The organism is Shewanella piezotolerans WP3 (genome assembly GCF_000014885.1).
GTDB classification, from domain to species: domain Bacteria; phylum Pseudomonadota; class Gammaproteobacteria; order Enterobacterales; family Shewanellaceae; genus Shewanella; species Shewanella piezotolerans.
Window position 1 is genome coordinate 352,729 of record NC_011566.1, and the last position, 15,413, is coordinate 368,141.

A 15,413-nucleotide genomic window follows, 5' to 3' on the forward strand; every position below is an offset into this window, starting at 1 on the left:
AACTCGCCGGAGACTCAGTCAGGGCTGTCAGGTGTGCCAAGGTTACTTAAGGTGAGCTGCATGCCATCGCCGCTATGGCTAATCGCATCGGCTTGCCAGCGATTTACAAAAGGAAAGCCATTATGCCAGCCATCGCTGGCCCACCAATAGCTGTAATCCAATTGAGTTAATCCATCACTAAAGCCACTGCTTTTAGCGGGTTTTCCTTTGTTGTCTTTTTTGTTATTTGAGTTAGCTTTTTGCAAGGAGTCCTCCTTAGCAATACGCTGGGCAGATGCCTGTTGCTGCGAAAATTTTGCTGATTTCCCGCGGATTTTGATATCTGTTTTGTCGTTATTCTTAGCGTAAACGCCACTTTGGTAGCCGATGAGTAAGATACAGCTAAGGCAAAGGGTTGATTGCTTGGCTTTGTTGAGCAGGTAACTTGGCATGAAGACTCCAGCAGTGTCGTGACTAGTGGATGACTAATTATAGCTACTGTTTCTAGAATGGATTGGTTCAGAGCCCTAAGTTTTTCCAAAGATACATAAGTAGTAATCAATACCGAGCCTAGACGGGGGCTGTATCTAGTTTCGCCTTAACGAGTTGTGATTGATGGCAGTGTCATTCCTCTTGAATTCAGAATATTAAGGTAAAGTGCTAGTGGATCTTGTATTTATCCTCTCTTACGGCACTATAAACAGTGATTAAGGAGAATCAACTATGCAAGAAAAGTCGCTTTCGGTAGCTGATGCGCAGCAACGGGTGGATCAGATCCATGCATTTCAGCAAGAGATGCAACAGCTAGAACATGACGACGTCATGGCGATATCCGTTAAGCAAAAAAGTCAGCTTGATGGTTACCATAACCAGCTGTTACAACGTTTAGCCATGGTTTACGACGTCGATATAAGTAGCCAATCTAAGCAGCTTTCTTTGGGGATGAAAATCGCTTCAATGCTAGGTGCACTGGCGATGGCTACTAGCCTGTTTTTTCTGTTCTATCAGTTCTGGGGTTACATAAACACGCCTGTACAGGTCGCTATTTTAGTGGTGGCGCCAGTACTGTTATTTCTGCTGTCGTTAAAGCTGGCGCAAACCGAGCAGGGGAGTTATTACTCCAAGATAGCAGCATTGGTTAGCTTGGCCTGCTTTGTTCTTAATCTGTCGATGTTGGGGCAGATCTTTAATATTACCCCGTCGCCTAATGCGTTTGCTGTTTGGTCCGCATTTGCTTTTTTACTCGCCTACGCCTGTAATGCGCGCTTACTGCTGTTCTTCGCTATTGTTAGTTTCAGTGGCTTTATTGCCATGAAACTGGGCAGTTGGTCGGGCATGTATTGGATAAGCTTTGGTGAGCGACCGGAAAACTTCTTACTGCCGAGCCTAGTCATCTTTTTATTACCGCAGTTTATCTCGCAAAGAGCGTTCACTGGTTTTGATTCCATCTATAGGGTGACGGCAATGATTATGCTGTTTTTACCTATGCTGATCTTGTCGAATTGGGGCGATATTAGTTATTTAGATTGGGACGCTGAAATCATTGAAGGTACCTATCAGGTCTGTGGCTTTGTCATTTCGGCAGCAGCGATCTGGCTAGGGGTTAAGCGCCAATGGGGAGCGGTCACTAATACTGGCAACGTATTTTTTATCTTGTTCCTCTATACCAAGTTCTTTGACTGGTGGTGGCAGTGGATGCCGAAATACATTTTCTTCTTCATTCTTGGTCTGTCAGCACTGCTGGCATTAATGGTGTTTAAGCGCATTCGTTCGAGTAACTTAAATCAAGGAGCCGCATCATGAAAAAGTACTTATTGCTGGGGTTACTACTGCTGATTGGCAGTAATCTTGTGGCATTAGCTGGCGTGGCATACAACAGACTGAATGAGATCACTGCGGCGCTCACCTTAACCGAAAGAGAGTTGCAGCTACCCTATAACAGTAGTGCGCAGCAAGAGAATTCGGGGCTGTCTTTGCAGATGGTATGGCGCTCTCCCTCGGCTGATGACGAGGCTTATCAGCCTTATAATGTAAAAGAGAGTCGTTTAAGCAAAGAGCAAGTGCTAGCTCTCGGGTTTGAATTACCCGATGAACGCTATTATGGCGCGCAGTCGCAACCGTTATATTGGGCTCTGGAATTTGATGGCGAATTGCATGACGCTGAAGTTGTTAAGGCTGAGCTGCGTTACCAAAAAGCGCTCGACAGCTATAATGCACAGCCAAATGAAGATAATACTCGTCTAAAAAATGATGCTTTTGACTTTTTGGAGAAAGAGAAGCTAACCAATAGCAGGTTGTTTTTTGTTAAAGCCGCTGCTGATTATCAGTCGCTTGCCACGGAGTTTGCTGGCAAAGACAACATGATATTTGTCAAAGGGCTGGCCAAGGCTTATTACCATCAAAATAGCGACAGTTATGGTTTGTCTTTGAACCAATTACTGGTCAATCGCATCATGGTACCTCTGGCGGATACAGAGCCGCTTAAAGGCTTATCGAGATTAGGTTACCGAGATATTACCGCGCCGCGATATTCGGTTGAAGTCAATTGGGGTAGCCGCCTAGAACCGTGGATAGTTGCAGTTACTGAACGTTAGCGAATTCAGAAAAGAGTCGTCAGAAAATGTAACAAACTTGAGGTTAACCTCAACGGTTAAATACCAGTTTGCTACTATAGCAAACAGAACAAATATTTGATCGCTGAGGTGTGGGTGAAACAGCTAGATTTCAATTTATTGCGGGTGTTAGAGGTACTGCTTGAGGAGCAAAGCGTTACTGCGGCAGCATCGAGACTGCACCTGAGCCAGTCGGCAGTGAGTAAGCAGTTAAGCAAGCTGCGCGAGACCTTTGATGATCAGCTGTTTGAGCGCACCGCTTATGGCTTAAAAGCCACGCCTAGGGCACTGCAGTTAGCGCCTGAACTGCGTGAAGTATTGCAACGACTGGATCAGTTCACTCGGCCTAATAGCTTTGAGCCTGCCGATAGTCAGCGCAGGTTCCGCATGCATTTGGTTGAAACATCTTACTCATTAGTATTTCCGCATTTTGTACCCACTTTACTCAATCAGGCGCCGCAGGTGAGCATTAATAGCCAAACTTGGGCGACTGACAGTATGGATAAACTGCTGCGCTGTGAAATTGATCTGGGGATCATCTGCCGCGAGTGGGATAAACGCTCTTTACTGCACATGAATAATCTTCCCGACGAGTTGGGTTACGCAGAGCTTATCCGTGATTATCCAGTTTGCCTTGTGCGGCAAGGGCACCCATTACTTAGTGAGACCTGGGATCTCGATACCTTTTTAAAATACCGCCACTTGCAAGTGAGCTTCGGTGGCTTGGAGCATTGGCTATTGGATGATGTATTACGACTTGAGCACCTTCAGCGTGATATTGCGGTCAATATGACGGACTTTAATAGTGCTTTAGATCTGTGTCAGCACAGTGATTTGATCTTATGCGCGCCGAAAAAATACGTGATGCACATGCTACCCGGCCATGATTTAGTTTGTCTGGATGTGCCTGTTCATGTTGAACCGGGCGCTTATGTGTTGGTTTGGCATAAGCACTTTAACTTAGACCCAAGCCATAGCTGGCTGCGTAATCTAATGATTGATGGCGTGCGGGCTCATAAACAATGATGACAAGCTTGGTTAGATAGCTTCTAAAAATGCACTGATCACGGGTTCTTGCACCCGCTTCTCTCTACAGCAACAACCTAGCTCAAACGGCGGGATAGCAATTGGCGAGGCAAGCAACTGAATACGGTCTCGTACAGGGCTGTTATTAATCACCACTTCGGGGGTAATACTCACGCCACAACCCAGTGCCACCATAGATGTTATCGCTTCTTGACCAGAGACTTGCGCATAAATGTTAGGGGTTAACCCGAGTGCTTTAAACCAGTTATCGATGCGTTTACGTCCGGGGCCATGCTCTGGCACGATAAAAGGTAGCCTGTCCCAAGGGATGTAAGACTCGGTTAGCAACTCTTGTACTTGGCAGCGAAAAGTCGGTGCGATAATCGATAACGGCACGTCATCTATTTTGGCAAAATGCAGGTTTTCTGGAAAAGGATCTGGCAGCGCGGCAATCGCAATATCAGCGCGATTATTACGAATTTCATTCACTGCATTAGCGGCATCACCTGTGGTTAAGGCAATTTCAACTAATGGGTGTTCACGTCTAAAGCGGTCGAGCAAACCGGGCAGATGACTATAAGCTGCGGTGACCGAGCAATATAGATTAAGCCGGCCTCTGAGCAAGTCTTGCTTAGGATCTATTTTGGTTTTCAGCTTGCTCCAGTGGTCGAGCGTCAGTTCGGCAAAGTGGCGATATTCAACGCCTGCACTGGTTAAGGTGACACTGCGATTATCGCGCTGAAATAGCTGGGCACCGACTTCCTCCTCCAGCCTTTGCATTGCACGGCTCAGTGTTGACGGGCTCACATGCATCGCTTGGGCGGTGCGGGCAAAATGCAAACTATCTGACAGATGTAAATAGAGTTTAATGGTGCGAATATCCAAATTTTTCATCCTCTGTCAGTAGTATTAATAGCGAGTAATTGCTAGGCCGGCATAGAATGCCCATGTTGCACAAAACGCAACATCATGTTCCGAATATATCATTTTAAGCAATGAAAAGCTTGCGCTATAGTGATCTCAATCACAGCTTAGCTCGCGCTTGAGCAAGCCCGTTTAAATATCCAGAATCAAGGTGGTATATCAGATGGCTAACTATTTTAACTCTCTGAATTTGCGTCAACAATTAGAACAGCTGGCTCAATGCCGCTTTATGGATCGCAGTGAGTTCAGCGAAGGCTGTAATCATATTAAGGGTTGGAATATTGTCATCCTTGGTTGTGGTGCACAAGGTTTGAACCAAGGTTTGAACATGCGTGACTCAGGCTTGAACATCGCTTTTGCACTGCGTGAGCAAGCGATTAGCGAAAAACGCGAATCTTACCAGAAAGCAACTGGCAATGGTTTCCGCGTTGGCACTATCGAAGAGTTAATTCCTGACGCTGACTTGGTATTAAACCTAACGCCTGATAAGCAGCACACTAACGCTGTAAACACTGTGATGCCATTGATGAAGCAGGGCGCAACACTGTCCTACTCTCACGGTTTCAATATTGTTGAAGAGGGGATGCAAGTGCGTCCTGACATCACGGTCATCATGGTTGCCCCTAAGTGTCCGGGTACTGAAGTACGTGAAGAGTACAAGCGTGGCTTTGGTGTTCCAACACTGATTGCTGTTCACCCCGAAAACGATCCTAAGGGTGAAGGTTTCGATATTGCTAAAGCTTATGCTAGTGCAACAGGTGGTGACCGTGCAGGTGTATTGCACTCATCTTTCATCGCTGAAGTTAAGTCTGACTTGATGGGTGAGCAAACTATTCTTTGTGGCATGCTACAAACAGGTGCAATTTTAGGTTACGAGAAGATGGTTGCTGATGGCGTTGAGCCAGGATACGCAGCGAAATTAATCCAGCAGGGCTGGGAAACCACTACCGAAGCGCTTAAGCACGGTGGTATTACTCACATGATGGATAGACTGTCTAACCCAGCTAAGATCAAAGCATTCGAAATGGCTGAAGAATTGAAAACGATTCTACGTCCATTATTCGAAAAGCACATGGATGACATCATCGGTGGCGAGTTCTCTAAAACCATGATGGAAGACTGGGCGAACGATGATGCGAACCTACTTAAGTGGCGCAGCGAAACCAACGAAACAGCCTTTGAAAATGCGCCGCAAACTGACGAGCAGATTGACGAGCAAACCTACTTTGATAAAGGCATCTTCTTAGTTGCCATGATCAAAGCCGGTGTGGAGCTTGCGTTCGATACCATGGTTGCTGCAGGTATTGTTGAAGAGTCAGCGTACTACGAGTCTTTACATGAAACGCCGCTTATTGCTAATACAATTGCCCGTAAGCGTCTGTACGAAATGAACGTGGTTATCTCGGACACTGCTGAATATGGCTGCTACCTATTCAACCACGCAGCAGTACCAATGCTACGGGATTACGTGGAAAACATGTCATCTGAGTTCTTGGGTGGCGGCTTGAAAGATAGCGGTAATGGTGTTGATAACGTGCGTCTTATCGAAGTTAACGAAGAGATCCGCGGTACTGCCGTTGAGTTCATCGGTGCAGAGCTTCGTGGTTACATGACCGAAATGAAGCGTATCGTCGAAGAAGGTTAATTTATTTTGTGACTTGCCTGTGACGTTTATCCGTTGCAGGCAAGACTGAAATATCTTTCATTAAGAGCAAAGAAAAGTTTTCAATAAAACATTAACGATTAACACCTTAGTGACAATAAAGAGAGGCGGCAGTCAATTATTATTACACCGAATAGCTAGCGCTAAATTGCAGGCTAATACTTGAGTGTTACTAATGATGCAAAAGTTTTCATTGTGTTTTTTATTCGCTTTGTGGTAAATCTTAATGGTGGTCTGATTGATAAAGACCGATACCGAATTTAAGCAAACACCTTATTAGGAATACAAGTCGCGTATGTTTAACCAAGCTGCCCAAATTATTATTGTGATTATTACCGTCGTGATTATTAAATCACAGCGGGGGCCGCGCATGCTAAATCGACACACCTAATTAGGTCTAAGATTGCAAACAACCCCCGCTCCGAAAGGAACGGGGGTTTTTTCGTTTAAGGGCCGACCAAAATGATTGAGCGTCGCCATTAAGCTATAACCGAGTTATCGAAACATTGAGTAGTGGAGCAAGAGCAGATGGAACAAGGGCAGATGATACGGGGCGCCGACGCAGTAATAAAAGCGATAGCCGCGCATGGCGTGACCACAGTGTTTGGTTATCCTGGTGGCGCTATTATGCCAATTTACGATGCCCTCTATGGTAGCCCTGTAGAGCACCTGCTAAGCCGTCATGAGCAAGGCGCTGCATTTGCCGCTGTGGGTTACGCTCGAGCGAGTGGCAAGACTGGAGTTTGTTTTGCAACTTCAGGTCCAGGTGCAACTAACCTCATCACCTCACTGGCTGATGCGCTGCTCGACTCAGTGCCTGTAGTAGCTATAACAGGTCAGGTATCCACCGCCGTAATTGGTACTGATGCGTTCCAAGAGATCGATGTCTTAGGTATGTCTCTGTCTTGTACCAAACATAGCTTTATGGTCACTAGCGTTGAAGAGTTAGTGCCGACGCTATATCAGGCCTTTGAGATTGCAGCTTCAGGCCGTCCAGGCCCTGTTTTGGTTGATATCCCGAAAGATATTCAAATCGCTTTGATGGAGTACAAGACGCCATTGCAAGCTGCAATGCCAGAACCGGAACATACTGCAAGCCAAATTGATGCTGCAAAAGCACTGCTGGCAGAATCTAAGCAGCCTATGCTGTATGTGGGCGGCGGTGTCGGCATGGCCAGTGCCGTTGAGCCACTAAGACAATTTATTACTGCAACCGGTATTCCGTCGGTGGCGACCTTGAAAGGACTTGGTGCTATTCGCTATGACACCGCAGGTTACTTGGGGATGCTGGGTATGCATGGCTCCAAGGCGGCCAATTTGGCGGTGCAGCAATGCGACTTGTTGATTGTTGTTGGTGCACGTTTTGATGATCGGGTGACGGGGCGTTTAGCATCGTTCGCTGAAAATGCCAAAGTTCTGCACTTGGACATTGATGCCGCTGAGCTAGGCAAGTTAAGAATGCCTGATGTAGCGATCGCAGGCGATTTGCGTCAAATCTTACCTGCGTTAAGCCAAACCATGCAGATTACAAACTGGCAAGCAGAAGTCGCAGCACTAAAAGTGCAGCATCAATGGCGGTACGATCGCCCGGGAGAGCTTATTTATGCGCCGGCGATGCTGAACCGTTTAGCACAAAAGCTGCCACAAGACAGCGTGGTAGCCTGCGATGTGGGTCAGCACCAGATGTGGGTTGCCCAGCACATGTACTTTAGGCGCCCAGAAGATCACTTATCCAGTGCAGGACTTGGCACTATGGGTTTTGGTTTACCGGCGGCTATTGGCGCTAAAGTCGCCCGACCTAATGCTGCGGTGGTGGCTGTGTCTGGTGATGGTTCATTTATGATGAATGTGCAGGAGCTTACCACCATTAAGCGCAAACGTTTGCCAGTAAAAATACTGCTGGTGGATAACCAAAAGCTTGGCATGGTTAAGCAGTGGCAACAGCTATTCTTTGAAGAGCGTTACAGCGAAACGGATCTGTCGGATAACCCTGACTTTGTCAAAATGGCCTCAGCCTTTGATATACCAGGTCGAAACATCACCCAGGCCAGCGAAGTCGAAGCAGGCTTAGATGAAATGCTCAATAGTGAGGGGCCATTCTTACTGCACGTATCGATAGATGATGCACACAACGTATGGCCGTTAGTCCCCCCCGGTGCGTCAAACCAAGACATGATGGATGAGATGGAGAAACAAACATGAGCAATTACGCAATCGCAATCAATGTGCAGCAGCGACCAGAAGTGTTAGAGCGCGTGCTACGTGTCGTCCGTCATCGTGGTTTTAATATTACCAACTTAGCGATGCAGCTCAATGACAATAACACTAGCAGTATCGATATGTCGCTGCAGAGTGACCGAGCCATTGAGTTACTCACCAACCAAATAAACAAACTAATTGATGTACTTGACTGCCAAGTGTTGGTGGTTCAATCAAACATGACAACCGAATCTGCAAAGGGATAAGAATATGGCCGCTAAAACAGCTGAGTTAATCTGGTTCAATGGTGAAATGATGCCTTGGGGTGATGCTAAGGTTCATGTCATGTCCCATGCACTGCATTACGGTACATCAGTATTTGAAGGGATCCGTGTTTATGACACGCCAAGTGGACCAGCAGGTTTTCGTTTAACAGAACATGTGCAGCGTTTATTTGATTCAGCCAAGATCTATCGCATGCCAATTCCATATAGCTTTGATGAAGTGATGCAAGCATGTCGTGACGCGGTACTAGGTAATGGTTTAACCAGCGCTTATATTCGCCCGCTGGCGTTTTACGGTGATGTTGGTATGGGGATTACACCGCCTAAAGATGCTCAATGCGATGTCATGGTTGCAGGTTTTCCGTGGGGGGCTTATCTAGGTGAAGATAGCATGGATGCAGGCGTTGATGTTGCAGTGACATCTTGGAATCGCCTAGCGCCAAACACCATTCCAACAGGTGCCAAAGCGGGGGGTAACTATCTGTCATCAGTACAGGTTTCAACCGAAGCTAAGCGTAATGGTTTTGACGAAGGTATTGCGCTAGATACTAACGGTTTAGTTAGCGAAGCTGCTGGCGCTAATCTTTTTGTGATCAAGAAGAATAAGATCTACACACCACCGGCCACAGCCGCTATTCTGATGGGATTGACGCGCGATACGATTATCACCTTAGCCCGAGATAAAGGTTATGAAGTCGTTGAAGAAAACATGTCACGCGAGTTCCTTTATTTAGCCGATGAAATATTCATGACAGGTACTGCAGCCGAGCTAGTGCCAGTGCGCAGCGTTGACAGAATTGATGTCGGTTGTGGCAAGCGTGGTGAGATCACCAAGCAAATTCAGCAAAGTTTCTTTGGCTTATTCAATGGTGAAACTGAAGATAAATGGGGTTGGCTGGAGCCTTTGAAAAGCTAACCGCTTCGCTCAATAAGTTTTGTAGGTCGGGAGATGTTGTTTTGTAGGTCGGGCTTCAGCCCGTCAACAAAGGGTTTGATGTAATGATTGTCGGCATAAATACCGACCTACAGGAAAATGTTGTTTCGCAGGTCGGGCTTCAGCCCGTCAACAAAGGGTTTGATGTAATGTTTGTCGATATAAATACCGAACTACTGGTAAACATTGTTTGTAGGTCGGGCTTCAGCCCGTCAATTAAGGGTTTGATGTAATGTTTGTCGGCATAAATACCGACCTACAGGAAAATATTGTTTTGTAGGTTGGGCTTCAGCCCGTCGACAAAGGGTTTGATGTAATGATTGTCGGCATAAATACCGAACTACTGGTAAACATTGTTTGTAGGTCGGGCTTCAGCCCGTCAACAAAGGGTTTGATGTAATGTTTGTCGATATAAATACCGAACTACTGGTAAACATTGTTTGTAGGTCGGGCTTCAGCCCATCAACAAAGGGTTTGATGTAATGATTGTCGGCATAAATACCGACCTACAGGAAAATGTTGTTTTGTAGGTTGGGCTTCAGCCCGTCAACAAAGGGTTTGATGTAATGCTTGTCGATATAAATACCGACCTACACGAAAGCGAAAGATATTAACACCGAACATAAAAGCTGAGAGCGATATCTCAAGCTAATGAATTGAAAAATAGCAGGTAAGAATAGGTGTTTTGCACCTACAACCTTCTCTAAACAAGGATTAAAGCAATGCCAAAATTACGTTCAGCAACCAGTACCGAAGGTCGTAACATGGCGGGAGCGCGTGCGCTTTGGCGTGCTACCGGTGTTAAAGATAATGACTTTGGTAAGCCTATTATTGCCATCTCTAACTCGTTCACGCAGTTTGTGCCGGGTCATGTGCACCTAAAAGATATGGGGCAACTCGTTGCTGGCGCCATTGAAGAAGCGGGCGGTATCGCTAAAGAGTTCAACACCATTGCGGTTGATGACGGGATAGCCATGGGCCACGGCGGTATGCTTTATAGCTTGCCATCACGTGAGCTGATTGCCGACAGTGTAGAGTACATGGTTAATGCTCACTGCGCCGATGCTTTGGTGTGTATCTCAAACTGTGACAAGATCACCCCAGGCATGCTGATGGCAGCTTTAAGATTGAATATCCCAGTGATTTTTGTCTCTGGTGGACCGATGGAAGCGGGTAAAACCAAGCTGTCGGATAAGCTAATTAAGCTCGATTTAGTCGATGCCATGGTCGCTGGCGCTGATGACCGCGTATCAGATGCTGACAGCGAACAGATTGAACGTAGCGCTTGCCCAACCTGCGGCTCTTGTTCAGGCATGTTTACCGCCAACTCAATGAACTGCCTAACAGAAGCGTTGGGTCTATCACTGCCGGGCAATGGCTCAATGCTCGCAACCCACGCCGATCGTCGCGAACTGTTTTTAGAGGCCGGTCGCCGTATAATGGATTTAACGACTCGTTACTACCGTGATGATGACCAGTCTGCACTGCCGCGTAATATCGCCAACTTTAACGCCTTTGAAAATGCCATGACGCTAGATATCGCCATGGGGGGCTCAAGCAACACGGTATTGCATCTACTTGCAGCTGCAATTGAAGCTGAAGTTGATTTCAGCATGGACGATATCGACCGTTTATCTCGTCTGGTGCCACATTTGTGTAAGGTTGCACCTTCTACGCCTAAATACCACATGGAAGATGTTCACCGCGCAGGTGGGGTGATGGGTATTTTGGGTGAACTTGACCGTGCAGGTTTGCTACATAACGACGCTTACCATGTTGCCGGAAGTAATTTGGCCGAAGTACTGGCTAAATACGATATTGCTCAAAGCAAAGATGAAGCGGTGCATAAGTTCTTCTCGGCAGGCCCTGCTGGTATTCCAACGACGAAAGCCTTTAGCCAAGATTGTCGCTGGGACAGCGTCGATATTGACCGAGAAGCGGGCTGTATTCGTACTCGTGAATTCGCGTTTAGCCAAGAGGGCGGCCTTGCAGTTCTATCTGGTAACGTGGCGCTTGATGGCTGTATTGTTAAAACGGCCGGTGTTGAGGTGGAAAACCATACCTTTATCGGTAGCGCTCGGGTGTATGAGAGCCAAGACGATGCCGTAGCGGGTATTTTAGGTGGTGAAGTGGTTGAAGGTGACGTGGTGGTTATTCGTTACGAAGGCCCGAAAGGCGGCCCTGGTATGCAAGAGATGCTCTACCCAACCAGTTACCTCAAATCACGCGGTTTAGGCACTAAATGTGCGCTGATTACTGATGGTCGATTCTCCGGTGGTACTTCGGGCTTATCGATTGGTCATGTTTCACCAGAAGCTGCTGCGGGTGGCACTATCGCATTGGTTAATACTGGTGACAGAATCGAGATTGATATCCCTGCGCGCTCAATTAAGTTAGCCATTAGCGATGTTGAACTTGCAGCGCGCCGCACTGCAATGGAAGCGCTCGGCAAAGATGCTTGGAAGCCCGTTGGACGAGTTAGACAAGTGTCGATGGCACTCAAAGCTTATGCATTACTTGCCACCAGTGCCGATAAAGGCGCGGTACGTGACACCAGTAAACTGGGCTAATCGATTGAAGAGGTAGTTTATGTTGGCACTAGCATCACAATCACAACTGGATCTGGCGCACTATTATCTACAGAAAATATTATTGTCTTCTGTATATGATGTGGCCAAAGTCACCCCGCTTTCAAGCCTTAATAAGCTGTCGGCGCGTATTGGCTGCCAAGTTTTTTTAAAGCGTGAAGATATGCAGCCGGTGCATTCTTTTAAACTACGGGGGGCTTACAATAAGATTGCTGAGCTAACTAAAGAGCAGTGCGAGTGTGGCGTGGTGTGCGCATCTGCTGGTAACCATGCTCAAGGTGTGGCGATGTCTGCTCAAGCGCGAGGGATTAGTGCTGTTATTGTGATGCCTGAAACTACGCCGGATATTAAAGTCGATGCTGTTAGGCGCTTAGGTGGTGAAGTCGTCCTGCATGGCCAAGCGTTTGACCAAGCCAATGCCTATGCACAAAATCTATCTAAGACAGAGGGGCGTGTTTATGTAGCGCCGTTTGATGATGAAGCGGTTATTGCTGGCCAAGGCACTGTGGCACAAGAGATGGTGCAGCAACAGCGTGACCTTGAAGTGGTATTCGTACCTGTCGGTGGCGGTGGTTTAATTGCGGGGGTTGCCGCTTACTATAAAGCAGTGATGCCGCAAGTTAAGATCATCGGTGTAGAGCCAGAAGACTCTGCCTGTTTAAAGGCGGCGCTCGATGCCGACGAGCGTGTTGTGTTACCGCAAGTCGGTTTATTTGCCGACGGCGTAGCAGTTAAGCAAATTGGCGCTGAACCATTTAGGCTTGCTCGTGAATATGTGGATGATGTGATTACCGTTAGCTCTGATGAAATTTGCGCAGCGGTTAAAGATATTTTTGAAGATACTCGCGCCATTGCTGAGCCTTCGGGCGCATTGTCGTTAGCGGGTCTTAAAAAATATGTTGGCAATAATGGCAAGGGCGAAAAGCTCGGTGCGATATTAAGCGGTGCCAATGTTAATTTTCATGGTTTACGTTATGTGTCAGAGCGCTGTGAACTCGGCGAACAAAAAGAAGCAATTTTGGCGGTTAAAGTGCCAGAGCGTCCGGGAATATTCCTGCGTTTTTGCGAGCTGCTGGGTAAACGGGCGATGACGGAGTTTAACTATCGTTATAGCAGTCGCGACAAAGCGGTGGTGTTTGCGGGTATTCGTTTATCTGAGGGGCAAGCTGAAGTTGATGAGATCATTGCCAACCTAGAGTCTGAAGGCTTTGGGGTGCAAGATCTGTCGCAAGATGAAACAGCTAAGCTGCATGTGCGCTACATGGTCGGCGGGCATCCGCCAGAGCCATTAGAGGAGCGCTTGTTTAGCTTTGAGTTTCCAGAGCACCCAGGCGCCTTGTTTAAATTTTTGACCACCTTACAGAGCAAGTGGAATATCAGTTTATTCCATTACCGTAACCATGGTGCAGCCTACGGCAGAGTGTTAGCTGGCTTTGAAGTGCCTGAGAGTGACAATCTTGCATTTCAGCAGTTTTTGACTGAGCTTGGTTTTGTTTATCAAGAGGAAACCAAGAGCCCAGCTTATAAGCTGTTTCTAGATAATCGTGATTGATAAGTGATTATACCAATTGCATTAAAAGTTTGACGATACAGCGTTTTGAATCCCGCACAACGTGAGCCCCTCAGTCTTTCCACTTCTGCTTTGCATTGGTTTAAAAGGGAATAATTTCTTTGCCGATGCGCTTTGAATTGAAAAGACTGAGGGGCTCTGAACTGGCCAAATACTTAATGCAATTGATGGGGATTGGAACCAATGAAAGGGCGCATTAGCGTCCTTTTTTATATGTTCTGCTACTGGGTCAGGCATCATCAATCCTATGCATTCGACTTGAATTCGTTTGTCAGGAAATACTCTGAGTAGATCAACTTCTTATACTGATCGCTATAAGACCGTTTGGCTATAGTTTTACCGCTGTTTTTGTAATATGGTCTTATACCAAATAACAATAATATTTTTTGGTATAACACTGTAGCCATGTAGGGCTTTTGTTTAGGCAAAATCAATCGGCAGTTCAGTCTTAACCGCAGCACAGTATTTGTTTCTAAGGAAATGTAATGTTAATAGCACCCTATATCGAACCGTTTAATCCACCACGCAGAGTGCTGATGGGGCCGGGGCCTTCAGACGTTTATCCAGAGGTACTCGCAGCTCAAGCAAAGCCGACTATTGGTCATCTAGACCCATTATTTGTTGGTATGATGGATGAGTTAAAGTCTTTGATTCAATATGCATTTCAAACCAAAAATGAGATGACATTAGCTGTGTCAGCACCAGGCAGTGCAGGCATGGAAACTTGTTTTGTTAACCTGGTTGAGCCAGGTGAAAAAGTCATTGTTTGTCGCAATGGTGTCTTTGGTGAACGTATGCGCCAGAACGTCGAACGTGTTGGTGCTATCGCTGTAATGGTTGATAACGAGTGGGGCGAAGCGGTATCGATTGATGACGTTGCCATTGCATTAGCTGAAAACCCAGATGCTAAGTTTCTTGCCTTTGTGCATGCCGAGACTTCTACTGGAGCGCTTTCTGACGCTAAAGCCTTATGTGCGCTCGCTAAGCAGCACAACTGTTTATCAATTGTTGATGCGGTTACATCGCTTGGTGGCGTAGAGCTGAGAGTTGATGAGTGGGGAATTGATGCTATCTATTCAGGTAGTCAGAAGTGTCTATCTTGTGTACCGGGGTTGTCGCCAGTGTCATTTTCACCCGCAGCAGTAGAGAAAATGAAAGCACGCAAGACTCAAGTGCAGAGCTGGTTTCTCGATCAAACACTGGTGATGGGTTACTGGACAGGTGAGAGTGGCGGTAAACGTAGTTATCACCATACTGCCCCTGTTAATGCGCTATATGCACTGCATGAATCATTGCGTCTGTTGTCGCTTGAAGGGCTTGAGCATGCATGGCAACGCCATGCGGATATGCATCAAGTATTGCGTCATGGGCTGCAGCGCCTTGGGCTCAAATTTGTAGTGGCTGAAGCGGATAGATTACCGCAGCTAAACGCGGTATATATTCCTGAAGGTATCGATGACGCTAAAGTACGTAAGCAGCTACTTGAGAACTATAACCTTGAAATTGGTGCTGGTCTTGGCGCCTTAGCTGGCAAGGCATGGCGCATCGGTTTGATGGGGTACGCCGCCCGGCGCGAAAATGTTGCGTTGTGTATTAAGGCCTTGGATGAAGTCTTGGTTAAGGTGTGAGACTTG

12 protein-coding genes are annotated in these 15,413 nt (G+C 46.7%); 10 read left to right on the forward strand and 2 right to left on the reverse strand.

Going from position 1 to position 15,413, the window contains the following annotated elements:
* Window positions 1-14 precede the first annotated feature (14 nt).
* On the reverse strand, window positions 15-431 hold the full coding sequence (locus SWP_RS23150; RefSeq protein WP_020910569.1) for a LamG domain-containing protein: 417 nt from the start codon (window positions 429-431) through the stop codon (window positions 15-17).
* Window positions 432-702: 271 nt separating this feature from the next.
* Between SWP_RS23150 and SWP_RS01605 the strand changes: the two genes are divergently transcribed.
* The 3 genes from SWP_RS01605 (at window position 703) to SWP_RS01615 (ending at window position 3,617) form a co-directional block, all read left to right on the forward strand.
* Window positions 703-1,782, forward strand: a complete 1,080-nt coding sequence (locus SWP_RS01605; RefSeq protein ID WP_020910570.1) for a DUF2157 domain-containing protein — start codon at window positions 703-705, stop codon at window positions 1,780-1,782.
* Window positions 1,779-2,573 (forward strand): DUF4824 family protein, encoded by a 795-nt coding sequence (locus SWP_RS01610; protein WP_020910571.1) that lies wholly within the window; start codon window positions 1,779-1,781, stop codon window positions 2,571-2,573. The genes SWP_RS01605 and SWP_RS01610 overlap by 4 nt, the downstream gene beginning before the upstream one ends.
* A gap of 114 nt (window positions 2,574-2,687) precedes the next feature.
* Window positions 2,688-3,617, forward strand: coding sequence for a LysR family transcriptional regulator (locus SWP_RS01615; RefSeq protein WP_020910572.1), 930 nt, complete (start codon window positions 2,688-2,690; stop codon window positions 3,615-3,617).
* 12 nt (window positions 3,618-3,629) lie between these two features.
* Here the strand turns inward: SWP_RS01615 and ilvY are convergent, their stop codons facing one another.
* Window positions 3,630-4,502 (reverse strand): HTH-type transcriptional activator IlvY, encoded by an 873-nt coding sequence (gene ilvY / locus SWP_RS01620; RefSeq protein ID WP_020910573.1) that lies wholly within the window; start codon window positions 4,500-4,502, stop codon window positions 3,630-3,632.
* A 202-nt stretch (window positions 4,503-4,704) separates the two neighbouring features.
* Between ilvY and ilvC the strand changes: the two genes are divergently transcribed.
* From ilvC to SWP_RS01660, 7 genes are all read left to right on the forward strand, one after another.
* Window positions 4,705-6,186, forward strand: a complete 1,482-nt coding sequence (ilvC, locus tag SWP_RS01625; RefSeq protein ID WP_020910574.1) for a ketol-acid reductoisomerase — start codon at window positions 4,705-4,707, stop codon at window positions 6,184-6,186.
* A 546-nt stretch (window positions 6,187-6,732) separates the two neighbouring features.
* Window positions 6,733-8,406, forward strand: coding sequence for an acetolactate synthase 2 catalytic subunit (gene ilvG, locus SWP_RS01630; RefSeq protein WP_020910575.1), 1,674 nt, complete (start codon window positions 6,733-6,735; stop codon window positions 8,404-8,406).
* Window positions 8,403-8,669 carry an acetolactate synthase 2 small subunit gene (gene ilvM, locus SWP_RS01635; protein ID WP_020910576.1) on the forward strand — a complete coding sequence of 89 codons (267 nt, stop codon included), beginning with the start codon at window positions 8,403-8,405 and terminating at the stop codon, window positions 8,667-8,669. Before ilvG ends, ilvM begins: the two co-directional genes overlap by 4 nt.
* Before the next feature lie 4 nt (window positions 8,670-8,673).
* Window positions 8,674-9,603, forward strand: a complete 930-nt coding sequence (locus SWP_RS01640) for a branched-chain amino acid transaminase (protein WP_020910577.1) — start codon at window positions 8,674-8,676, stop codon at window positions 9,601-9,603.
* A 740-nt stretch (window positions 9,604-10,343) separates the two neighbouring features.
* Window positions 10,344-12,191 (forward strand): dihydroxy-acid dehydratase, encoded by a 1,848-nt coding sequence (ilvD, locus tag SWP_RS01645; RefSeq protein ID WP_020910578.1) that lies wholly within the window; start codon window positions 10,344-10,346, stop codon window positions 12,189-12,191.
* Window positions 12,192-12,210: 19 nt separating this feature from the next.
* Window positions 12,211-13,761 (forward strand): threonine ammonia-lyase, biosynthetic, encoded by a 1,551-nt coding sequence (ilvA, locus tag SWP_RS01650; RefSeq protein WP_020910579.1) that lies wholly within the window; start codon window positions 12,211-12,213, stop codon window positions 13,759-13,761.
* A gap of 503 nt (window positions 13,762-14,264) precedes the next feature.
* Window positions 14,265-15,407: a pyridoxal-phosphate-dependent aminotransferase family protein gene (locus SWP_RS01660; protein ID WP_020910580.1), complete on the forward strand. Its 1,143-nt coding sequence runs from the start codon at window positions 14,265-14,267 to the stop codon at window positions 15,405-15,407.
* Window positions 15,408-15,413 lie beyond the last annotated feature (6 nt).